The following is a 21,507-nucleotide window of genomic DNA, read 5'->3' as shown; positions in this document are numbered from 1 at the left end:
TACAATTAAATACTATGGATTTTAGACTGAAAGTGTTTTATACCGTTGCCAATCGTTTGAGTTTCACAAAAGCTGCAACGGAATTGTTTATCACGCAACCCGCGATTTCAAAACACATTCAGGAATTAGAGGAGCAATATAAAATTAAATTATTTGATAGAAATGGTTCTAAAACCACACTGACTACTGCTGGTGAAGTTTTATTAAAGCACACCAAAAACATTTTTGAAGTTTACCGCGAAATAGATTTTGATATGAGCACGCTGATTAATCAACGTGCAGGATTGTTGCGATTAGGAGCCAGTACAACTATTTCACAGTATATAATTCCGCCACTTTTAGCTCGTTTCCATAAAAAATTACAAGATGTAAAAGTGAATTTACTAAATGGAAACACGGAACAAATAGAAAATGCTTTGTTAAAACAGGAGATTGAAATAGGTATTGTAGAAGGGCAATCAAAAAATAAATCCATTAAATATACGGAGTTTTTAAAAGACGAATTGGTTTTAGTCTGTAAGAGTTCCAATCCATTAGTTAGTATTGAAGAAGTGACTCAAAATGATCTTAAAAGGATGCGTTTTTTAATGCGGGAACAAGGTTCAGGAACACTTGAAGTAATTGAACATGCGTTGAAACCATTTAAAATTAAACTATCAGAACTACAAATCGAAATGCAATTAGGTAGTACCGAAAGCATAAAATCCTATTTGATGAACTCTGATTGTGTGGCTTTTATATCCATTCATGCGGTAAGAAAAGAACTTGCAAACAATGAATTGGCCATACTTGACATAAAAGACCTAATTATAGAACGATTCTTTTATATCATTACGTTACAAGGAAAAACGGATTCTCTATCGGATTTGTTCATCCAGAATATTTACAATAATTATAATTTAAAGTTATAGCAGATCATAATTTACGATTGGCATAAATAGATTTATCTTTTCACCTTTGTGATGTAATAATTCAACAACTTTACATTGGAAACGCATCAAAAAGTAATTCAAAAAGAATCTTTTATTTTTTTTAAAGTAAATGCCACATTGCAGCAACTCATTTTTGTTGTGTTGCTGTTGTTTTGTACCACAATTTTTGTTTCCCCGCCAATTGCTTTAGTGTTGGGATTAATTGTCGCCAATCTTTTTGGACATCCATTTTTAGAATTGAATCATAAAGCCACAAATTACTTATTGCAATTTTCAGTAGTTGGTTTAGGATTTGGAATGAATGTTCACAGTGCTGTTGCTGCAGGAAAAGAAGGCTTCTTATTTACGGTACTTTCTATTTTTAGTACTTTGATTTTAGGAACTTTTCTTGGTAAATGGTTTAAAACCGAAAAGAAAACAACGCATTTGATTTCTTGTGGCACTGCAATTTGCGGTGGCAGTGCCATTGCAGCGATTGCTCCTATTATCAAATCCAATGAAAAACAAACCTCAGTTGCTTTAGGAGTGATATTCATTCTGAATTCGGTTGCACTTTTTTTATTTCCTGCCGTGGGTCATTGGTTGGATTTATCACAAAAAGAGTTTGGATTATGGTGCGCCATTGCCATTCATGATACCAGTTCTGTGGTAGGAGCAGCCAGTAAATTTGGTCCTGAAGCATTGCAGATAGCCACTACAGTAAAATTAGCCCGTGCTTTGTGGATTATTCCTGTGGCATTGATTACTGCATTTTTTTTCAAAAATAAATCGGGAAAAATAAAAATCCCTTATTTTATTGGATTTTTTATTGTGGCTATGATTGCCAATACGTATTTGCCACAAATAAGTAATTTTGGACCGCATTTGGTTTCAGTTGCTAAAATAGGTCTGACAGTAACTTTGTTCCTAATTGGAGCGGGATTGAATAGAACTGTTCTAAAATCGGTAGGATTTAAACCGCTCTCGCAAGGAATTTTGCTGTGGACATTTATAGCAATCGCAACTTTGATCTCAATTATTTATCTTAAATAGTTTTATGATGAAAGGTTTTTCGCTTTATAACATGAAATTGCAGTCGGAGATAATCATACAAAAGTGCAAACAATAGAAAAGTGGCGGCCACAAAAAGTGTTTTCATTTTCAATAAATCATAAAGAAAACCACCTGCAAAACAGCCGATAAAAAAGAATAAAATAATGGATAATCTCAGATAGATACTGGTTTTTAATTTTTTCTTTTCTTCGGGTTTTTTATAGAAAAACAATTGAGATAATTCAATACCCAAATCGGTAAAAAGCCCAGTTAAATGGGTTGTTCGGACCGTTGATTGAGAGATCTTGGTTACCAAAGAGTTTTGTATTCCCATAGCAAAAAGCATCGAAAAAGCAATCCATTTTCCATCAATGCTAGATAATTCGGATTGTGTTCCAAAGATTGCAACACCAATTAAAACAATCATTTCCAATGCAATAGGAATGACGTGCGATAAATTAGGGTGTTTTTTGGAAATTAATTCCGCTAAAAAATTAGAAATAAAAGCACCAAACAAAAAGAAAATAGTGAATACAAAAAAGGTAATGGCGGCTGTATAATCCCGTTTCATGAATTCTTCCGCAAAATAGGCGAAATGTCCCGTAACATTGGTAGTTAATGTTTGAATAGACAAAACACCCGTAACATTTACAATTCCGGCAACAAAAGATAATAAAGTGGCCAAACGAAGATTGTGAATAAAAGTTCTGTTTTTCCCTTGATGTCGAAACATATATGTAGTTTTCTTTTTTAATTAACAGAATCTTAAACCCAATTTTTTTTAATAACGATTTAAAGAAATACATTTGTACTTCAAAAAAATAAATTTAATGAAAAATTTTAAAATTAGACCTACACTTATTACTTTATCTGTTATTGGAGTTGCTATTTTTCTTTTGTCATGGGGCGTTATTGGTCATGAACGAATCAATAGAGCGGCAGTAATGGCACTTCCAAAACCATTACAAGCATTTTTTTACAATCACATTGATTTTATCACGCAAGGATCTACCGTTCCGGATTTGAGAAGAAATGTTTTGAATGATAAAGCGGAGCCGCCGCGTCATTATTTTGATATGGAGAATTTTGGTGCAGTGGAAACTTTTCCCAAAACAATGGAAGAAGCGAACCTTAAATATGAGGAGAAATTTTTGACGAAAAACGGAATTTTACCTTGGTACATTCAGGATATGATGGTCAAATTGACTAAAGCTTTCAAGGATAAAAGAAAGAATGAAATATTATTTATCGCAGCTGATTTAGGACATTACATTGCTGATGCGCACATGCCATTACATACTTCGGACAATCATGACGGACAAAATACCAATCAAAAAGGAATTCATTCTTTGTGGGAAAGTCGTTTGCCGGAATTGTTTGCCAAAGATTATAAGCTTAATGTACCGCAAGGAAAATATTTAGAGAATGTAGAGAAAGCAACTTGGGATATCATTTTTGACACTCATAGTTTAGTAAAGCCTTTATTGGATACTGATAAAAAATTAAGAACTGCAACTGCTGAAAACAAAATGTATGTAACGGATGCAGCTGGAAATGTGGTGAAAAACAAATACGGCGGAACGTTATATTCTGATGAATATGCTGCTAAATTACACACGGATTTGAATGGAATGGTCGAACAACAAATGAAAAAAGCCATTAGTGCCACTGCAAGTTTTTGGTACACAGCGTGGGTAAATGCGGGAAAACCGGATTTAAGTAATCTTGATGCTACTGAACTGACAAAGCGCAATAGTAAAACTTTAAAAAAGGATTTAAAAACTTTTGAAAAAGGAAACCTTTTTGGTTTGACAAACGAAAAAGAATAACATTATATTTTCAATTAGAAAACGGGTGAGACATTAATTTTACCCGTTTTTTTATGCTAATTAATTTTTTGATAATTCTTTTTCTTCAATATATCCGAAGCCGTTTGATAGTAAGAAATGGTTTCGTTAACTAAATCAGTTCTTTCTTTTTTAAGCGGTATTTGATCATAAAATATTTGAAAATCAGGAGCTACTTTTTGGTTGGGTTTTAAAGTCAATTGAAACTGTTTTACGGTTTGTTTTGGTGAGATAATCGTCAAAACATTGTCTTTTATCAATCCTAAATCCTGGTATGTGGCAATCAAAGCTCGTGGTTTATAGTCTGGTTTTAAAACATCCTGTCCATAAAATTTACTTTGATAATCAAAATTTAACAAACCGAATAGAGTTGGCATTACATCAATTTGCGACATCAGATTAGTGTATTTTCTTGGTTCAACAAAACCTGGACTGTAAATGATTGCCGGAATTCTATATTTATCAGCCGGAAGTTCTGTTTTTCCTGCACTGGAAGCACAATGATCAGCTAGAATTACAAAAACGGTATTGGTAAACCAAGGCTGTTTTTTGGCCATTTTAAAGAACTTTTTCATTGCATAATCTGTATACTTTACACCGCCATCACGTGATTTTGCATCTCCGGGAATGTCAATTTTTCCATTTGGATACGTAAATGGTCTGTGATTGCTCACAGTCATAATATGGTTGAAGAACGGCTTATTTGCTGTTGCTTCTTTATTCATTTCCTTGATGGCTTTGTTGTACATGTCTTCATCGCATACACCCCAAATATTAGCGAAAGTTATTTCATTGGGTTCAAATGTTTTTTTATCTACAATTTCATATCCATTTCCTGAAAAGAAATCTCCCATATTATCAAAAAAGGAATCGCCGCCGTACATGAATTTTACAGCATAGCCTTTTTGTTTGAAAATGCTTCCCGTAGAAAATTTGTTTTTATTGTCTTCTCGTTTTACCACACTTTCACCAGCTGTAGGAGGAAAGCATAAAGTAACGGCTTCAAGACCGCGAACCGTTCTGTTTCCAACGGCATAAAGGTTGGTGAAAACTAAACTTTTGGTTGCTAAACTGTCTAAAAACGGAGTAATATTCTTTTCGTTTCCATACACTTTCATAAACTCCGCGCTGTAACTTTCAATAGTAATCAGAACCACATTTTTGCGATTTTCGGCAGCTTCATTTTTTATTTCTCTTAACGTTGTTTCTCCTGAAATGTTAGGAATTTGTTGTTGTAATTGAGCAAAAGCTTGATTATTTGGAACTGTTTTATAGAATTTAAAATAATCCAATTCGCTTTTCATAAATGCTACATAGAATTTATACAAACCGTTGGCTTGTAATTCATTGGCAAATATATTTTGAGAATTTTCTTTGACAGATAAAGCGGGAATTGCTAATAATGATAATCCGAAAAGCAGCAGGTAAATTCCGGAAATTTTGATTTTTTGTACAAAAACAGGTATACTTTCAATATAATTTTTTGATTTTTTTACAATAAAATAAGTTACAATTCCTGCAATAATAAATAGCGCTGAAAACAACGGAATAACAGGATAAGATTCCATGATATTTCCGATAACTTCATTAGTATAAACCAAATAATTTACTGCGATAAAATTATATCTCACCCCAAATTCATTCCAAAAGAAATACTCGCTGATTGCGTTTTGCAGAATTAAAATTACGTAAAGGAAAATGACGAAGGAAAATAACCAAAGTCTGATTTGGTTTCTATATTTTGGTAAGAAAAGTAACAGTCCAAACAATATTGTTTTTATCGAAATAAAGACAGTTACAATTTTTGGTAAAGCACTACCATATTCGTTGAGTATCGTGTTTCCAAATGAAACGTAAAGTATCAAGGCTATTAATAATCCAAAAATTAGATATCCGTAGGGTTTGTAATATTTTGCATTGGATATGAAAATAAGATACAACCACAAAAATCCACTGACTAAAATAAAAATAAAAATATCAGAAATCAACCCTAAGACAAATAGGGAAAGCGTATCCACCCATATAAATGATGTTTGTGTTATGGGATGAAAGAAAAGTATAACTCTGACAATAAAACTTACACTAATGTAAAACAGTAGTAAATAATAAAATGGATTGGCTTTTTGCAACAATTTCATAATGATAAATTTAAAAACAAAAGTATACATAATTTTTATTGTTATTTTTTAAGAACTGCTTAATATTTTATCAAAATTAATATTAGCTTAAAATCAAATTTAGTGAGGTTTTTTTTAGAATAAAATGAATAAGTTTACTTCACATTTTAAAAGGATTTCACAATGAAAAAAAATATAATGATTTTGTTTCTTTTCATAGGAACATTAAGCTACTCTCAAAATTGGGAGACGAATTTTGAAGAGGCAAAAGCACAGTCAATTTTAGAAAACAAAAACATTCTACTTGTGTTTTCAGGATCAGACTGGTGTGCACCTTGTATTAAATTAGAAAATACGATTTGGAAATCAGAAGATTTTAAAAAAGAATCAAAACAGAAATGGGTGCTTTATAAAGCTGATTTTCCCAAGAAAAAAGCAAATATGTTATCCGCTGAATTGACTGCGAGCAATAAAAAATTAGCAGAACAATACAACAAATCCGGAAATTTTCCTCTAGTGCTGTTACTGGATAAAACGGGAAGCATATTAGGAATCACTGGTTACAAAAACATAACTCCGCAAGAATACATTCAAATTATTCATTCCTTTGAAAAATTATGAAAAAAATACTCTTCATAGGTTTTTTATTCACAACGGTATTAGCAACTTCTCAAATTACGCACAAAAGAAAGCTGATGATGTTAGGAAGTCCTTTTGAGGTTACTGCTGTTGCAAATGACACTATAAAAGCCAACGAATATATTGATTTGGCTGTAGCCGAAGTAAAACGAATTGAGCATTTAATTTCCGATTGGATTCCAACTACACAAATTTCAGAAATTAACCGCAATGCGGGGATAAAACCGGTAAAAGTCGATATCGAAGTTTTTGAATTGGTCGAAAGATCTATAAAAATCTCGCAAATAACCAATGGCGCATTTGATATTTCGTATGCTTCGATGGACAAAATATGGAAATTTGATGGTTCCATGAAAGTAATGCCAACCGAAGAAGCGGTAAAGGAATCAGTGGCAAAAATTGGATACAAAAACATAATTCTAAACCCAAAAGAACAAACTGTTTTTCTTAAATTAGAAGGAATGAAATTAGGTTTGGGCGGTATTGGACAAGGTTATATTGCTGATAAAGTCAAAGATCTATTGTTTTCGAAAGGGTGTCTTTCAGGGATTATAAATGTTTCAGGCGATATTAATGTTTGGGGAAAACAACCGGATGGAAAACCTTGGACTGTAGGAATTGTAAACCCTTTGAATAAAAATAAAATTTTCGCCACTTTTCCGATAGAAGATGGCTCCGTGGAAACTTCAGGGAGTTATGAAAAATATGTTAATTTCAACGGGATCCGGTATTCTCACATTATTGATCCCAGAACAGGTTACCCGGCAAGTGGCATTGTCAGTGTCTCCGTTTTTGCCAAAAAGACAGAAATCGCGGATGCTATGGCAACGGGAATTTTTGTGCTTGGAGTAGAAGTAGGGTTGGATCTTGTTAATCAAATTAAAGGCCTAGAATGCATTATTGTTGATGATAAAGGCAAAATCCATTCTTCAAATGGAATTGACATCAAAAAATATAATTAATTAAAAACTACAGTCATGAAACAGAAAATAGCCTTTGTTTTTTTTACACTACTCGTTTTACAATCGTGCAGTTCCGTCAAAGAATATGAAAAAGAGAAAATAAATGATCCTGACATGAAGCTTTCAGCACGAACGGCGGAACGGTATGAAACGTCTTTTCAAATATATCGTGAAGCTGCTGCAGGAGCCAATGGTGGTAAATCGGGAGGTGGTTGTGGTTGCAATTAGTCAAATACATTATTCCAGATTGTAAATTTCAATCCAGTAAAAAATGAAAATAAAAATTTTATCTCTTTTTATCTTAATTACGGCAACGGCTTTTTCTCAGGAAAATAGTAAAGAACCGGTTTTCAAAAAAAGGGTATTAGAAAGTACGGAAGTTGACTTTTTAGCCAGTTATTACAATCAAGACGGATCAAAATCAGCCGTTTCTGGTGGAATTGGTTCGGAGAAACTTACCGATGTAGCTTCTAATATTGTCGTGGCAATGCCTTTGAATGATGATAATGTTTTGACTATTGATTTAGGAATATCGGCCTATTCATCAGCTTCTTCCAGTAACATAAATCCATTTAATTCCACTGGCGCTTCTGGCGGCGCAGAAAAGGGTGATTATGGTAAAATAACAGGAAATAAAGCAGTGGCCTCCGGACCTTATGGAACGCCTTGGCAAGCATCATCCGGTGCTTCAAAAAGTGATCAATTGGTTTCTGTTACGGCTAATTACAGTCACAGCAGCGACTCTAGAAATTTTATATGGAATGCAGATGTTTCTTTTTCGAATGAATACGATTATACTTCTGTTGGTTTTGGTGGAGGAATTGCAAGTCTCTTCAATGAAAAAAACACGGAACTGAGCTTGAAAGTAAATGCATATTTGGACCAGTGGAGACCTATTTATCCCACTGAATTGCACGAATATTCAAAATATGGTTCTAATTTTTTAAATCAAGGCTATTTTAGCGGGGTATCGGTTTTGGATCAAAACGGTGTATCCACAACAAATTATTTGCCCTCAGCGTTTCAAACAGTAAATGCGGTTAACCGAAATTCTTTCTCAGCTTCGCTAGGGTTTTCTCAGGTTTTAACCAAAAAATTACAAGTTTCCGTTTTCTTTGATGTGCTGCAACAGCAAGGATTATTATCGTCTCCTTATCACCGAATTTATTTTGCTGACAAAGCCAATTTTTACATTGGACAGCCAGAATATATTAGCAATTACGAAAGTACAAGCAACGCCGGAGTCTACAAATTAGCGGACGATATCGAAAGATTGCCCGATTCTCGTTTTAAAATTCCGGTGGGAGCGCGTTTGAACTATTACTTCAGTGACCGATTTATATTACGAACCTATTATCGTTTTTATTCTGATAACTGGGACATTCAATCGCATACCGCCAGTTTTGAGCTTCCTGTAAAAGTCTCGGATAAGTTTACTGTTTTTCCTATGTATCGCTATTACACACAAATGGCTTCAAAATATTTTGCGCCTTATGAAACGCATTTGTCAACAGAAAAGTTTTACACCTCTGATGCTGATTTAGCAACATTTGATGCGAATCAATACGGTTTTGGTGTAAATTACACCGATATTTTTACGGCGGGTAAAATTTGGAAATTTGGTTTGAAAAATATTGATTTTAGATTCAATCATTACAAACGAAGCGATAACCTGAATGCTAATATTGCTACAATTGCTTTCAAATTTGTAATGCAATAAAACCTAAATTTACAAAAACGATAAAAATGCATATACTAATTGTAGAAGATGAAGCAGGAATTATTCAATTTCTGCAACAAGGATTAGAAGAAGAAGGGTATACAATCACGGGTGCTTCTGATGGTTTAAAAGGATTTGAGTTGACTCAAAAACATAATTTTGATCTGATTTTATTGGATTGGATGTTGCCCAAAATCACCGGATTAGAACTTTGTAAATCCATTCGATTAAAAAACACTACAACTCCGATCATTTTTTTAACTGCAAAAGATACCGTTCAGGAAACAATTGAAGGTTTGAAAGCAGGTGCGAATGATTATATCAAGAAGCCCTTTAGTTTTGATGAATTAGTGGAACGCATCAAAATTCATTTCAGAAACCAAAATGTCGACGAAGTGCTGACTCTTGGCACCATCAAAATTGACACGGCGCAACATCGTGTTTTAGTAAATGAAATTCAAGTGGCATTGACCCAACGTGAATTTGAACTGTTGACTTATTTGGTAAAAAACAAAGGTAAAGTTTGCACTAGGACTCAGATTATAGAAGATGTTTGGGACATTCATTTTGAATATGACACTGGTGTAATTGATGTTTTTATGAATGCAATTCGTAAAAAATTAAATTTAAAAATTGAACAAGACTACATAAAAACAGTTCGCGGTGTAGGTTATATCGCTAATGACTAGATTAAGATGCAACAACTTTCCTTTAAAAATAGAATTGCTTTCAATTATATTGTTACCACAGCTTTATTGATTTTTGTGGTTTTTTTTATCATCTTTTCTATTGTTAAATTTAGTGTTTACAGCCATGTCAACAATGACATTACTAGTGAAGCTGAAAAACATTTCAATGAAATTGAATTTGTAGGCAACAGTTTTCATTTGATTCATGAACAGGAATGGATGGAGCGGGAGCACAATACGCTGGACGTAAATCCGGTGTTTATTCAATTTATAGATCAAAATAGCAATGTGATTGAAAAATCGCCCAATCTTAAACAATCTACTTTAACTTTTGACAAAGAGAATGCTGATAATAAACTCTTTGATACCAAATTAGTCGACAACGCGATTCGTCAAATTCAGGTTCCCATTTATAAAAAAGCAAAAATTATTGGCTACATAATAATTGCCATGTCACTGGAAGATGCTACGAGGGTGCTTGATAATATATTTGAAGTGCTGATTATTTCCTATCCCGTAATTCTTATTTTGCTGTTTTTTATCGCTCGATTTATCGCTGGAAGAAGCATAAAACCAATTAGTACCATTATCACGACTTCTAACATTATTACCAAAGATAATCTGAGGTCCCGAATTCCGTTACCGCAAAACCGTGACGAATTGTTTATTTTATCGCAAACCATCAACAATTTATTAGACCGAATAGAAACTGCCGTTGAACGAGAAAAGCAGTTCACTTCGGATGCTTCTCATGAATTAAGAACGCCATTAACGGTGATCAAAGGAACTTTGGAAGTTTTGATTCGTAAACCCAGAAACCACGCTGAATATGAAGTAAAAATTAATTTTTGTGTTACAGAAGTTAATCGCTTAAATCATTTAGTGGATCAATTGCTTTTATTGGCTCGATTTGAAAACCAAAAGCAAACCTTAAAAACGGAGAAAGTATATCTGAATGCATTATTTTTAGATACAATTGCTCGATATTCTACGGTAATACAATCAAAAAACATCACTGTTTTGACTGAATTCCTTAAAGATTATTACTTGGAAACCGACAATTATTTGTTTTCGATAGTGATCAATAATCTAATATCAAATGCGTTAAAATATTCAAATCAAAACGGAAATTTAACTGTCACCATAAAATCTATCGGTTCTAAAATTGAATGTCAGATCACTGATTCCGGAATTGGAATACCAGCTGAGGACTTAGAAAAAATATTCAACCAGTTTTATCGTTCAAAATCCAGTAATCATCCAGAAATTAAAGGAACAGGATTAGGATTGTCTATCGTAAAAAGATTGTGCTCCTTGCTCAACATTGATATTGCAATTACCAGTCAGGAACATAGCGGAACCACCGTAATTTTAAGTTTATATGAAGTGAAATGAGCCAAATTAGTGCTTTTGAATATTAATCCGAGAAATGTGGAGAGAGGAAATCTTACTTCAACAATCACTATTTTTTCTCCAATAGTGATAGATATTGTGATTATGAATGCCAATGTGGGAATGTATGTGGCGCCTTCGGATGTTACTTTAGAAATTGTTGATAAGGATCATTTACATTTAGAATTAGCTGTTTTTGAAAAAGATATTTTAAATGTTAAAATAGGACAGAAGATTCATTTTAAAGTTCCTAAAGCAACGAAAGATGTTTTTAATGCAGAAGTACATTTGGTTGGAAAATCAATTGAAGGAAATGACAGAACGATTAATGTTCATGGACATTTAGACGATGCTATACAGCAAAAGTTATTAACAGGAATGTTTGTTGAAGCTGAAATTATCATCAATTCCAAGAAAGGTTTGGCGATTCCTTCTGAAGCAATGATAACTGAAAATAACAAAAATTTCGTACTTTTATTGGATAATAAAAAAAATGGATATTCATTCAAGAAAATAAGCGTTACTGTAGGCGAAAAATCTGAAAATTTCGTCGAAATACTTCCGAGTGTAATCATTAATGCTTCTTCAAAAATTTTGACAAAGGGTGTTTTCGATTTGGCTAATTACTAAACAGTAAATAAAATGGACCTGAATAAATTAAAAGATCAATTGCAAACAGAGGTTGATACTGCCTTTTTGTATGATAGTATTGCTGCCATTCAGTCCGACGATACGCTGACACGAGTATTGCGTAGTCTGAGTGAAATCGAAAAAGGACATGCGAAACATATGTTTGATAAAGTTTTGACTCTGGAGCCAAATTACACAATGCCTTTGCCTTCTACAAGAGCAAAATTTCAATTGAAGTTGGGCAAAATCTTTGGTTATACTTCTATTATTAGTAACCTTGCGAGTATAGAAAAGCAGTTTGCGGTAAATTCAATCAAGAATAAAATCAAAAGCGGGGAAAAACCAACAGGTTTTGAGCACAATCATCTAAATATTATTGAAGCCGTAAACAATAATGCCGCCTTGAATGTTTCCGGCGGGTTTTTGTCAAAATTTGAAAGCAGACACAAATCAGTGGGCGGAAACGCGTTGCGAGCTGCCGTTTTAGGTTCTAATGACGGATTGGTTTCGAATTTGAGTTTAGTAATGGGCGTTGCCGGAGCAGCCGTTTCTAATGATACGATATTGTTAACAGGAATTGCAGGACTTTTGGCAGGAGCAATTTCAATGGCTTTGGGCGAATGGCTTTCGGTGCAAAGTTCGAGAGAATTAAACCAGCGTCAAATTGAGTTGGAAACCGAAGAATTAGAAGCTTCACCCGAAGAAGAGAAAAAAGAATTGGTATTGCTGTATCAAGCCAAAGGAATGAATGCTGTCGAAGCACAGAAATTAGCTGACAAAGCCTTTGAAAATCCTCAAACGGCAATTGATGCTATTATCACAGAAGAATTGGGAATAGACAAAGAAGAATTAGGTGGTTCGGCCTGGGAAGCGGCAATAGCTTCATTCGTACTTTTTGCTATTGGAGCGATTATTCCATTGTATCCATTTATGTTTTTAAATGGAAAAAATGCCATTTTATTAAGTGTCGGAAGTAGTGTGGTTGGGCTTTTTGGTATTGGCGCCGCAATAACATTATTGACCGGAAAAAGCGTTTTATTTTCCGGATTTAGACAAGTTTCTTTTGGATTAGTCGCCGCAGCTGTAACTTATGGAATAGGTTCCGTAATCGGGGTTTCATTGGCGGGATAAAATAATTAATGTACGAGAACATATTAAACTTTAAATAAAAAAATTATGAATGATGCTCATTTACACATGGTTGTAAACCATTTTCCAATTATCGGAACCTTTTTTGGAATTGGAATTTTAATTACAGGAATATTTTTAAATAACAATTCCGTAAAAAATACTGCTTACATTCTATTTATTGTAGCAGCTATTTTTGGTGCATTCAGTATGGGAACTGGCGAGGGAGCAGAGGAAATGGTGGAAGATTTTCCAAATATAGGCAAAGCAATCATCCATGAACATGAAGAATTAGCAGAGAAATTTGCTTTAGTACTTTACGTAACCGGAGGTTTTGCTTTAATTTCATTAATAGCCTCTGTAAAAAAGTTCCGACCGGCCAAAATATTTTCATTTATTACGCTTGTTTTAGCATTGGTAGGTGGAATTATGGCTATAAATGTTGGGACTTCGGGAGGAGAAATTCGTCATACTGAAATTAGAGAAAATAATGCTGTTTCGGCTCCGGTGAATGGGAATCCATCTGCTGAAAAAATATATGATAAAGAAGACAAATAATATTCATTTAACAAAAATTAGTATTAATGTTAAAATAAAAATTGCTTTGTAAATAATTTATCTCTTATATTTGCAAAAGAATTAAAATAAATTATCCAAAAATGTTTACAAATCAATTGCATCATCATCATTTTCATTATTGCTCTCAAGCGATGTGTTAATGATATGTGTGTAAATCATCATATTCTAAAAACCCGTTTGAGTACATCAAACGGGTTTTTTATTACCCATCATTTGTACTCAATCAAAATATTTTAAACAAAAAAAAAACAAAACAAAATGAGTACATTAAAAATTGCAATTCAAAAATCAGGACGTTTAAACGAAGACAGCATTCAAATTCTAAAAGATGCTGGTATTTCAATAGATAACGGTATCGACCAATTAAAAGCCGAAGCGTCAAATTTTCCTTTAGAGGTTTTATATTTAAGAAATTCAGATATTCCTCAATATTTGATAGATGGAGTTGTAGATATAGCAATTGTTGGCGATAATTTATTAGTTGAAAAAGGAAACAGTATTGAAGTAATTCAAAAATTAGGTTTTTCAAAATGTAAAGTTTCCGTTGCTGTACCAAAAGCATTTAATTACAAATCCGTTCAAGATTTAGACGGTATGCGTATTGCAACTTCTTATCCTAAAACAGTGCTAGATTTTTTTAGTTCTAAAGGGGTGACAGTCGATATACACCAGATATCAGGTTCGGTTGAAATTGCTCCAAATATAGGTTTGGCCGATGCTATTGTTGATATTGTTTCGAGCGGGAGTACTTTGTTTAAAAATAATTTAAAAGAAGTTGAAGTTATTTTTAAAAGTGAAGCGGTTTTGGCTGTTTCTCCAAAAGTAAGTCCTGAATCCCAAAAAATAATTGATACGTTAAAATTCAGAATCGAATCTGTTTTAAGAGCACGAAAATCGAAATATATCCTGATGAATGTTCCAAATGACAAAATTGATGCTGTTGGAAAAATTCTTCCGGTATTAAGAAGTTTAACCGTTTTGCCTTTGGCACAAGAGGGATGGAGTAGCGTTCACTCTGTTATCGACAAGGACAGTTTTTGGGATGTAATTGATCAATTGAAAGAACTTGGAGCCGAAGGGATTTTAATTTGTCCAATTGAGAAAATGGTACTTTAATTAACCTTAGAAGTATAAAGTCTGAAATTCGAACTTTAAGCTACAAACCTGAAATTATAAAAAAATGAATAAAATATACAATCCAAAACCAGAAACGTGGTCCTCAATTTTAGAGCGACCTACCAAAACTGTGGATGACATTGAAGCCACTGTAAAAGAAATTTTTAATGAAGTTCAAAAGAAAGGAGACACAGCTGTCGCGAAATATACGTCACTTTTTGATGGTGCCAAAATCGATTCTATTGAAGTTACTAAAGCTGAAATTGACCAAGCAATCGCATCAATTTCTACCGACTTAAAAGAAGCGATTGCTCTCGCAAAATCAAATATTAAAAAATTCCATATTGCTCAAAAAACGGAAAGAGTAACTGTAGAAACAATCGAAGGAGTAAAGTGCTGGCAGGAAAAAAGACCAATTCAAAAGATAGGATTGTATATTCCGGGAGGAACTGCACCTTTATTTTCCACAGTTTTGATGTTGGCTGTTCCTGCGGAAATTGCTGGATGTAATGAAATTGTTTTGTGTTCGCCACCGGATAAAAACGGAAATATAAATCCAGCTATTTTGTATGCTGCAAATTTATGTGGTGTGACTAAAATATTAAAAGTAGGAGGAATTCAGGCTATTGCCGGAATGACTTTTGGGACAGAAACAATTCCGAAAGTGTATAAAATTTTTGGACCGGGAAATCAATTTGTGACCGTGGCTAAACAATTAGCAACACAATTTGGCGTAGCAATCGATATGCCGGCAGGTCCATCAGAATTATTAATTATTGCTGACGATACTGCAATTCCGGCGTTTGTAGCTTCGGATTTATTGTCACAGGCTGAACATGGAGCAGACAGTCAGGTAATTTTAGTTTCTACTTCCAAAAAATTAATTGATGCTGTCGAGGCTGAAATCCAAATCCAAATGGAAACATTGCCAAGAAAAGCCATTGCTGAAAAAGCGATTGCCAATTCTAAATTAATTTTTGTCGAAAATGATAAAATTGCTTTGGATTTAATCAACGAATACGGACCGGAACACTTTATTATTTGTTCAGAATTTGATGATTTTTACAGCAATGGTGTTCAAAATGCGGGTTCTGTATTCATAGGAAATTATACCCCTGAAAGTGCCGGTGATTATGCTTCAGGAACGAATCATACTCTGCCTACAAACGGTTACGCCAAGAATTATAGCGGCGTAAATTTGGATAGTTTTACGAAAACGATGACTTTTCAAAAAATAACTGAAAAAGGAATACAAAATATCGGTAAAGCTATTGAAATCATGGCAGAAGCGGAAGGACTGCAAGCACACAAAAATGCAGTTACATTACGATTAAAAGCGATTCAAGATGGAAAATAATTTCGATATAAATAATTTAGTCAGAGAAAACGTTAAACGAATGAAACCGTATTCTACGGCTCGTGATGAATTTAAGGATTTCGACATTGCAGATATGATTTTTCTGGATGCCAATGAAAATCCATTTGAAAATGGTGTAAACCGCTATCCGGATCCACAACAAGTGAGTGTAAAAGAGGTTTTGGTAAAACAAAAATCTGTTAAAACGGATCAAATTTTATTAGGAAACGGAAGCGATGAAGTGTTGGATTTGTTGTTTCGGGCTTTTTGTGAACCAAAAAAAGATAATGTAATTACTTTGCCACCAACTTACGGAATGTATGGCGTTTTGGCTAATATCAATGCAGTTGAAAATCGAGAAGTTTTGCTTTCGGATGATTTCCAACCTCAAATTGAAAAAATTATAGAAGCTGTCGATGAACAAACTAAAATTATCTTCTTGTGTTCGCCAAATAATCCAAGCGGGAATTCCTTTTCGGATGAAAGTGTCGCATATCTTTTGCAAAACTTCAAAGGTCTGGTTGTAATTGATGAAGCTTATATTGATTTTTCGAAGAAAGATAGCTGGAGTAATGAATTAGATGAATATCCAAACCTAATTATCACCCAAACATTATCAAAAGCGTATGGTCTGGCCGGAATTAGATTGGGAGTTTGTTATGGATCTGCGGAAATAATTTCGGTCTTAAACAAAATAAAACCACCGTATAATGTCAATGAACTGACTCAAAAAAGAGCAATCGAACGATTAGGTGATACAGAAAAAATAAAAGCTGAGATTGAATCAATAATAGCACAACGAGAAAAATTACTTAAGGAATTACTTGATGTGAACTTTGTCGAAAAAATTTATCCTACAGAAGCCAATTTTATTTTGGTAAAAGTGGATGATGCTAACAAAAGGTATGATGAATTGATTGCGAAAGGTATTGTAATTCGGAACCGTACAACCCAACCGCTATGTGACAATTGTTTGCGTTTTACTGTTGGAACTGCACAAGAAAACATGAAATTAATAGTAGCTTTGAAAGAAATGAATTAACCTAAACTAATATAAAATGAAAAAATTAATTTTTACCTTCATTGTTACTTTGTTTTTTGCTTCGCTTGCTTCTGCACAGGACACTACCAACGTTGCAACTGGCAAAATTTATTTTTTGCGTTCTACAGATTTTCAGGGTTCAGCAGTTGCTTTTAAAACTTTTGTAGATGGTGCTTTTGTGTGCAAATTGAATAATAAAAATTACTCCGTACATGAAGTTGCTGTAGGAAAGCATAATTATTTTGTTAAAGGTGGCAGAAAGAAGCCAGGCGAAAGTGCTGAAAAATTTGTAATTTAAGTTGAGCCAGGTAAAATAACTTATGTGCAACTTGTATTTGAAACCGGGATATTGATAAACAATGTATACTGTGAAGAAGTAACTGAAAATACAGCTAAATCCAAGATGGTCAAGATGACCGAGGATAGCAAATGTTTGTAATATTTAAAATAGAACGTGGTTGCTTAGCGTGAGGGATAGCAGTGGAGCTCTTTTTAGAGCAGAGGAACGAGGCTGTAAAAAAGCGGGAACGTATAGCCCGACCCACAGGGACACGCCCAAAAAGATTTGATTATTCATACAAGAAGAAAATAATAGACAAATAGCTAATTTAAAATAGCGCATCGTAATTAAATGAAGAAAATACTTTTTATAGACCGTGACGGAACAATGGTTTTGGAACCAAATGATTATCAGTTAGACAGTTTCGAAAAATTAGAATTTTATCCAAACGCCTTTCAATATTTAGCTAAAATAGCTCAAGAATTGGATTTCGAATTGGTAATGGTTACCAATCAGGATGGTTTGGGAACGGATTCTCATCCCGAAATTAACTTTTGGCCAGTTCATAATTTTATTATGAAATCGTTTGAAAATGAAGGGGTTGTTTTCAAAGAAGTGTTTATTGATAAAACTTTCCCTTACCAAAATGCACCGACGCGTAAACCCGCAACTGGAATGTTGACACAATATATTGACAATCCGGAATATGATTTAGCAAATTCATTCGTCATTGGAGACAGAATAACGGATGTTGAATTAGCAAAAAACTTAGGTTCAAAAGCGATTTTTATTGATACAAATGAAGCTTTGGGAGGAGATGAGATTTCTTCAAAAAGAGGAGAATTGGACTTCGTTATTGCTTTGCAAACTACCGATTGGAAAGTAATTTATGAGTTTTTGAAATTAGAGGAACGTTCCGCCTCCATCGAAAGGAAAACGAACGAAACGGATATTTATATCAAGTTAAACCTTGACGGAACCGGAAAAAGTAAAATTGAAACCGGAATTGCCTTCTTTGACCATATGCTGGACCAAATTGCACGTCACGGACAAATGGATTTAGAAATTCTTGTAAAAGGAGATTTAGAAGTGGATGAACATCACACGATTGAAGATACAGCAATTGCATTGGGCGAAGTTTTTGCAAAAGCATTGGGAAATAAATTAGGAATAGAACGTTACGGTTTTTGTTTGCCAATGGACGACTGTTTAGCACAAGTGGCCATTGATTTTGGAGGCAGAAACTGGCTGGTTTGGGAAACCGAATTCAAACGGGAGATGGTTGGGAAAATGCCGACGGAAATGTTTTTTCATTTTTTCAAATCGTTTTCGGATGGTGCCAAAGCCAACATTAATATCAAAGCAGAAGGTACAAATGAGCATCACAAGATTGAAGCCATCTTTAAAGCTTTTGCAAAAGCGATAAAAGTAGCAGTAAAACGTGATACGGAAAAGATGATTTTGCCTTCGACAAAAGGAATGCTTTAAAAAATTATGAATTATAAATTATGAATTATTGGACGTTACTTCTAAAATAAAACTTAATTTATTAATGGTTGAAAGAAATGAAAATTGTAATCATAAATTACGGAGTAGGAAATATTCAAAGCATAAAATTTGCTATTGAAAGATTAGGTTTTGAGGCTGTTTTGAGTAATGATTGGAAAGAAATTAAGGCTGCGGACCGGGTGATATTTCCAGGTGTTGGCGAAGCTAGTTTTGCGATGAAAATGCTTATTGACAGTGGTCTTGATGTATTAATCCCAACTTTAAAACAACCCGTTTTGGGAATTTGTCTGGGCATGCAATTGATGTGCAACAAATCGGAGGAAGGAAAAACAACGGGTTTAGGTATTTTTGATGTTGATGTGATTAAATTTACGCCAAAAGTAAAAGTACCTCAAATGGGCTGGAATCAAATTTACAACTTGAAATCACTTTTATTCAAAGAAATTAATGAAAACGAACACATGTATTTAGTACATAGTTTTTATGTGCCAATTTGTCTCGAAGCCATTGCAACAACTAATTATGAAGTTGAGTATGCATCAGCTCTTCAAAAAAATAATTTCTACGGAACACAATTTCACCCAGAGAAAAGTGGTGACGTTGGAGAACAAATTTTGGGTAATTTTTTAAAATTATAAATTAGGTTATGTCTTTATGACTTTTGACTTTTACACTTTAAGACTTAAATAAATGAGAATAATACCTGCAATAGATATCATAGACGGAAAATGTGTTCGCTTGTCAAAAGGCGATTACAATACCAAAATTATATACAATGAAAATCCGCTTGAAGTGGCGAAATCATTTGAAGCACACGGAATCGAATATTTGCACTTGGTTGATTTAGATGGAGCGAAGTCAAGCCAAATTGTCAATTATAAGATATTGGAACAAATTGCTTCTCAAACCAAACTGAAAATTGATTTTGGTGGTGGATTAAAATCGGATTCCGACTTAAAAATCGCTTTTGAAAGTGGTGCGAATCAAATTACCGGTGGAAGCATTGCCGTTAAAAATAGAGAACTGTTCGAAAAATGGATTGCGCAATATGGTTCGGATAAAATTATTTTGGGGGCAGATGCTAATAATGAAAAGGTAGCAGTTTCTGGTTGGTTAGAAGATTCGAATGAAGATTTAATTCCATTTATACAAGAGTATCAAAATAAAGGAATTGAATATGTTATTTGTACGGATATCGCCAAAGACGGTATGCTTGAAGGACCTTCTTTTGAATTATACAATAAAATTTTGGGGGAATCCAACGGCATAAAATTGATTGCTTCAGGAGGAATCTCAACTTTTGATGAATTGCCAAGGTTAGCCGAATTAGGTTGTGAAGGAACAATAATCGGAAAAGCAATTTATGAAGGACGAATTTCGTTGAAACAATTGGAACAGTTTATAATTAGTAAATAGTCAAATTCAGAGCATAAATTATGATAACTTGTTACGTAAAATATATTATTGACCCTTTTCAATTGGATATTTTTGAAGAGTATGGTAAAAGATGGATTAAATTAGTTAACCGTTTTGGTGGACAGCATCATGGTTATTTTTTGCCGTCTGAAGGAGCAAATAACGTTGCATTTGCAATGTTTTCGTTTGTTAGTTTATCCGAATATGAAAATTACAGAAGACTAATTTTAGAAGATCAAGAATGTATCGAAACGTTCAAAATTGCAGAAGATTCAAGATGTATTTTAAGTTATGAACGAACTTTTTTGCGCCCAGTATTTGAATAATAAGACTTTTAACAACAAACAGATATGCTTACAAAAAGAATTATACCCTGTCTTGATATAAAAAACGGAAGAACCGTAAAAGGTGTTAATTTTGTGGACTTACGTGACGCAGGAGATCCGGTAGAATTAGCCAAAATATATTCGGATGAAGGCGCGGACGAATTAGTCTTTCTTGATATTTCTGCAACGGAAGAAAGAAGAAAAACCTTGGTTGAATTGGTACGGAAGGTTGCTTCAACGATTAATATTCCTTTTACCGTTGGTGGTGGAATTTCTTCTATTTTGGATGTAGAAATATTGCTTCAAAACGGAGCTGATAAGGTTTCCATCAATTCATCAGCGGTTAAAAATCCGCAATTGATTAATGATTTGGCACAGAAATTTGGAAGCCAGTGTATTGTTGTCGCTATTGATGCCAAACAGATAGATGGAGAATGGATTGTGCATTTAATGGGAGGGAAAATACCAACTGAATTGAATTTATTTGATTGGGCCAAAGAAGTGGAGCAAAGAGGCGCAGGCGAAATTCTGTTTACCTCAATGGACAATGACGGAACTAAAAATGGCTTTGCAAATGAAGCTTTGGCCAAACTTTCTGAATTGGTTAATATTCCAATAATTGCTTCTGGTGGCGCAGGAAACATTCAACATTTTAAAGACACTTTTCTGGTCGGAAAAGCCGATGCAGCATTGGCGGCAAGCGTATTTCATTTTAAAGAAATTGAAATCAAAACATTAAAAAAAGCGCTTAAAAACAATAATATCGAAGTACGAATTTAATTTTTTTTTGACTT

23 protein-coding genes are annotated in these 21,507 nt (G+C 33.8%); 21 read left to right on the top strand and 2 right to left on the bottom strand.

The features are described from left to right. Positions 1 to 14 precede the first annotated feature (14 nt). Both ACP7AQ_RS04930 and ACP7AQ_RS04925 read left to right on the top strand, forming a co-directional pair. Positions 15 to 911 carry a LysR substrate-binding domain-containing protein gene (locus tag ACP7AQ_RS04930; RefSeq protein ID WP_426063701.1) on the top strand — a complete coding sequence of 299 codons (897 nt, stop codon included), beginning with the start codon at positions 15 to 17 and terminating at the stop codon, positions 909 to 911. Positions 912 to 986: 75 nt separating this feature from the next. Beyond that, positions 987 to 1,964: a YeiH family protein gene (locus ACP7AQ_RS04925; RefSeq protein WP_426063702.1), complete on the top strand. Its 978-nt coding sequence runs from the start codon at positions 987 to 989 to the stop codon at positions 1,962 to 1,964. Here the strand turns inward: ACP7AQ_RS04925 and ACP7AQ_RS04920 are convergent. Beyond that, complete coding sequence (locus tag ACP7AQ_RS04920) at positions 1,957 to 2,697, bottom strand: YoaK family protein (protein ID WP_426094613.1); 741 nt, start codon at positions 2,695 to 2,697, stop codon at positions 1,957 to 1,959. The genes ACP7AQ_RS04925 and ACP7AQ_RS04920 overlap by 8 nt on opposite strands. Positions 2,698 to 2,794: 97 nt before the next feature. Between ACP7AQ_RS04920 and ACP7AQ_RS04915 the strand changes: the two genes are divergently transcribed. After that, positions 2,795 to 3,793 carry a zinc dependent phospholipase C family protein gene (locus tag ACP7AQ_RS04915; RefSeq protein ID WP_426094612.1) on the top strand — a complete coding sequence of 333 codons (999 nt, stop codon included), beginning with the start codon at positions 2,795 to 2,797 and terminating at the stop codon, positions 3,791 to 3,793. A gap of 56 nt (positions 3,794 to 3,849) precedes the next feature. Here ACP7AQ_RS04915 and ACP7AQ_RS04910 read toward each other — a convergent pair whose 3' ends face one another. Beyond that, positions 3,850 to 5,949 carry an LTA synthase family protein gene (locus ACP7AQ_RS04910; protein WP_426094611.1) on the bottom strand — a complete coding sequence of 700 codons (2,100 nt, stop codon included), beginning with the start codon at positions 5,947 to 5,949 and terminating at the stop codon, positions 3,850 to 3,852. 162 nt (positions 5,950 to 6,111) lie between these two features. Between ACP7AQ_RS04910 and ACP7AQ_RS04905 the strand changes: the two genes are divergently transcribed. From ACP7AQ_RS04905 to hisF, 18 genes are all read left to right on the top strand, one after another. Then, the gene (locus ACP7AQ_RS04905; protein ID WP_426063706.1) at positions 6,112 to 6,549 is read left to right on the top strand and encodes a thioredoxin family protein; all 438 of its coding nucleotides are present in this window, start codon (positions 6,112 to 6,114) and stop codon (positions 6,547 to 6,549) included. After that, positions 6,546 to 7,529, top strand: coding sequence for an FAD:protein FMN transferase (locus ACP7AQ_RS04900; RefSeq protein ID WP_426063707.1), 984 nt, complete (start codon positions 6,546 to 6,548; stop codon positions 7,527 to 7,529). Before ACP7AQ_RS04905 ends, ACP7AQ_RS04900 begins: the two co-directional genes overlap by 4 nt. A gap of 15 nt (positions 7,530 to 7,544) precedes the next feature. Continuing rightward, a complete protein-coding gene (locus tag ACP7AQ_RS04895; RefSeq protein WP_426063708.1) occupies positions 7,545 to 7,757 on the top strand; it encodes a DUF4266 domain-containing protein in 213 nt (70 codons plus the stop codon). A 43-nt stretch (positions 7,758 to 7,800) separates the two neighbouring features. Next, positions 7,801 to 9,249: a DUF3570 domain-containing protein gene (locus ACP7AQ_RS04890; protein WP_426063709.1), complete on the top strand. Its 1,449-nt coding sequence runs from the start codon at positions 7,801 to 7,803 to the stop codon at positions 9,247 to 9,249. 26 nt (positions 9,250 to 9,275) lie between these two features. After that, entirely contained in the window at positions 9,276 to 9,938 is a 663-nt protein-coding gene (locus ACP7AQ_RS04885) for a response regulator transcription factor (RefSeq protein ID WP_426063710.1), read from the top strand. Positions 9,939 to 9,944: 6 nt separating this feature from the next. Then, positions 9,945 to 11,333: a sensor histidine kinase gene (locus ACP7AQ_RS04880; protein WP_426063711.1), complete on the top strand. Its 1,389-nt coding sequence runs from the start codon at positions 9,945 to 9,947 to the stop codon at positions 11,331 to 11,333. Between the two features lie 15 nt (positions 11,334 to 11,348). Further along, on the top strand, positions 11,349 to 11,960 hold the full coding sequence (locus tag ACP7AQ_RS04875) for an efflux RND transporter periplasmic adaptor subunit (protein ID WP_426094610.1): 612 nt from the start codon (positions 11,349 to 11,351) through the stop codon (positions 11,958 to 11,960). Between the two features lie 12 nt (positions 11,961 to 11,972). Next, positions 11,973 to 13,091 carry a VIT1/CCC1 transporter family protein gene (locus ACP7AQ_RS04870; RefSeq protein ID WP_426094609.1) on the top strand — a complete coding sequence of 373 codons (1,119 nt, stop codon included), beginning with the start codon at positions 11,973 to 11,975 and terminating at the stop codon, positions 13,089 to 13,091. Positions 13,092 to 13,136: 45 nt separating this feature from the next. Continuing rightward, a complete protein-coding gene (locus ACP7AQ_RS04865; protein ID WP_426063713.1) occupies positions 13,137 to 13,646 on the top strand; it encodes a hypothetical protein in 510 nt (169 codons plus the stop codon). A 279-nt stretch (positions 13,647 to 13,925) separates the two neighbouring features. Continuing rightward, positions 13,926 to 14,783 carry an ATP phosphoribosyltransferase gene (gene hisG, locus ACP7AQ_RS04860; protein WP_426094608.1) on the top strand — a complete coding sequence of 286 codons (858 nt, stop codon included), beginning with the start codon at positions 13,926 to 13,928 and terminating at the stop codon, positions 14,781 to 14,783. 64 nt (positions 14,784 to 14,847) lie between these two features. Beyond that, entirely contained in the window at positions 14,848 to 16,140 is a 1,293-nt protein-coding gene (gene hisD, locus ACP7AQ_RS04855) for a histidinol dehydrogenase (RefSeq protein WP_426063715.1), read from the top strand. Next, on the top strand, positions 16,130 to 17,182 hold the full coding sequence (gene hisC, locus ACP7AQ_RS04850) for a histidinol-phosphate transaminase (protein WP_426094607.1): 1,053 nt from the start codon (positions 16,130 to 16,132) through the stop codon (positions 17,180 to 17,182). The genes hisD and hisC overlap by 11 nt, the downstream gene beginning before the upstream one ends. A gap of 16 nt (positions 17,183 to 17,198) precedes the next feature. Then, complete coding sequence (locus ACP7AQ_RS04845) at positions 17,199 to 17,480, top strand: hypothetical protein (protein ID WP_426094606.1); 282 nt, start codon at positions 17,199 to 17,201, stop codon at positions 17,478 to 17,480. 333 nt (positions 17,481 to 17,813) lie between these two features. Next, positions 17,814 to 18,950: a bifunctional histidinol-phosphatase/imidazoleglycerol-phosphate dehydratase HisB gene (gene hisB, locus ACP7AQ_RS04840; RefSeq protein ID WP_426094605.1), complete on the top strand. Its 1,137-nt coding sequence runs from the start codon at positions 17,814 to 17,816 to the stop codon at positions 18,948 to 18,950. A gap of 77 nt (positions 18,951 to 19,027) precedes the next feature. Beyond that, positions 19,028 to 19,609 (top strand): imidazole glycerol phosphate synthase subunit HisH, encoded by a 582-nt coding sequence (gene hisH / locus ACP7AQ_RS04835; RefSeq protein ID WP_426094604.1) that lies wholly within the window; start codon positions 19,028 to 19,030, stop codon positions 19,607 to 19,609. A 52-nt stretch (positions 19,610 to 19,661) separates the two neighbouring features. Then, complete coding sequence (hisA, locus tag ACP7AQ_RS04830; protein ID WP_426094603.1) at positions 19,662 to 20,387, top strand: 1-(5-phosphoribosyl)-5-[(5-phosphoribosylamino)methylideneamino]imidazole-4-carboxamide isomerase; 726 nt, start codon at positions 19,662 to 19,664, stop codon at positions 20,385 to 20,387. 20 nt (positions 20,388 to 20,407) lie between these two features. Further along, the gene (locus ACP7AQ_RS04825; protein WP_426094602.1) at positions 20,408 to 20,713 is read left to right on the top strand and encodes an NIPSNAP family protein; all 306 of its coding nucleotides are present in this window, start codon (positions 20,408 to 20,410) and stop codon (positions 20,711 to 20,713) included. A gap of 24 nt (positions 20,714 to 20,737) precedes the next feature. Next, entirely contained in the window at positions 20,738 to 21,493 is a 756-nt protein-coding gene (gene hisF, locus ACP7AQ_RS04820; protein WP_426091185.1) for an imidazole glycerol phosphate synthase subunit HisF, read from the top strand. Positions 21,494 to 21,507: the final 14 nt, after the last annotated feature.

The sequence above is a fragment of the Flavobacterium sp. DSR2-3-3 genome (assembly GCF_049896585.1).
Lineage (GTDB): Bacteria > Bacteroidota > Bacteroidia > Flavobacteriales > Flavobacteriaceae > Flavobacterium.
This window is presented reverse-complemented; position numbering and strand designations above follow the sequence as displayed.

Excerpts from the sequence above, each read along its gene's own strand:
- ACP7AQ_RS04930 (WP_426063701.1), top strand. The coding sequence starts at position 15 with ATGGATTTTAGACTGAAAGTGTTTTATACCGTTGCCAATCGTTTGAGT.
- ACP7AQ_RS04920 (WP_426094613.1), bottom strand. The coding sequence starts at position 2,697 with ATGTTTCGACATCAAGGGAAAAACAGAACTTTTATTCACAATCTTCGT.
- ACP7AQ_RS04915 (WP_426094612.1), top strand. The coding sequence starts at position 2,795 with ATGAAAAATTTTAAAATTAGACCTACACTTATTACTTTATCTGTTATT.
- ACP7AQ_RS04910 (WP_426094611.1), bottom strand. The coding sequence starts at position 5,949 with ATGAAATTGTTGCAAAAAGCCAATCCATTTTATTATTTACTACTGTTT.
- ACP7AQ_RS04905 (WP_426063706.1), top strand. The coding sequence starts at position 6,112 with ATGAAAAAAAATATAATGATTTTGTTTCTTTTCATAGGAACATTAAGC.
- ACP7AQ_RS04900 (WP_426063707.1), top strand. The coding sequence starts at position 6,546 with ATGAAAAAAATACTCTTCATAGGTTTTTTATTCACAACGGTATTAGCA.
- ACP7AQ_RS04895 (WP_426063708.1), top strand. The coding sequence starts at position 7,545 with ATGAAACAGAAAATAGCCTTTGTTTTTTTTACACTACTCGTTTTACAA.
- ACP7AQ_RS04890 (WP_426063709.1), top strand. The coding sequence starts at position 7,801 with ATGAAAATAAAAATTTTATCTCTTTTTATCTTAATTACGGCAACGGCT.
- ACP7AQ_RS04885 (WP_426063710.1), top strand. The coding sequence starts at position 9,276 with ATGCATATACTAATTGTAGAAGATGAAGCAGGAATTATTCAATTTCTG.
- ACP7AQ_RS04880 (WP_426063711.1), top strand. The coding sequence starts at position 9,945 with ATGCAACAACTTTCCTTTAAAAATAGAATTGCTTTCAATTATATTGTT.
- ACP7AQ_RS04870 (WP_426094609.1), top strand. The coding sequence starts at position 11,973 with ATGGACCTGAATAAATTAAAAGATCAATTGCAAACAGAGGTTGATACT.
- ACP7AQ_RS04865 (WP_426063713.1), top strand. The coding sequence starts at position 13,137 with ATGAATGATGCTCATTTACACATGGTTGTAAACCATTTTCCAATTATC.
- hisG (WP_426094608.1), top strand. The coding sequence starts at position 13,926 with ATGAGTACATTAAAAATTGCAATTCAAAAATCAGGACGTTTAAACGAA.
- hisD (WP_426063715.1), top strand. The coding sequence starts at position 14,848 with ATGAATAAAATATACAATCCAAAACCAGAAACGTGGTCCTCAATTTTA.
- hisC (WP_426094607.1), top strand. The coding sequence starts at position 16,130 with ATGGAAAATAATTTCGATATAAATAATTTAGTCAGAGAAAACGTTAAA.
- ACP7AQ_RS04845 (WP_426094606.1), top strand. The coding sequence starts at position 17,199 with ATGAAAAAATTAATTTTTACCTTCATTGTTACTTTGTTTTTTGCTTCG.
- hisB (WP_426094605.1), top strand. The coding sequence starts at position 17,814 with ATGAAGAAAATACTTTTTATAGACCGTGACGGAACAATGGTTTTGGAA.
- hisH (WP_426094604.1), top strand. The coding sequence starts at position 19,028 with ATGAAAATTGTAATCATAAATTACGGAGTAGGAAATATTCAAAGCATA.
- hisA (WP_426094603.1), top strand. The coding sequence starts at position 19,662 with ATGAGAATAATACCTGCAATAGATATCATAGACGGAAAATGTGTTCGC.
- ACP7AQ_RS04825 (WP_426094602.1), top strand. The coding sequence starts at position 20,408 with ATGATAACTTGTTACGTAAAATATATTATTGACCCTTTTCAATTGGAT.
- hisF (WP_426091185.1), top strand. The coding sequence starts at position 20,738 with ATGCTTACAAAAAGAATTATACCCTGTCTTGATATAAAAAACGGAAGA.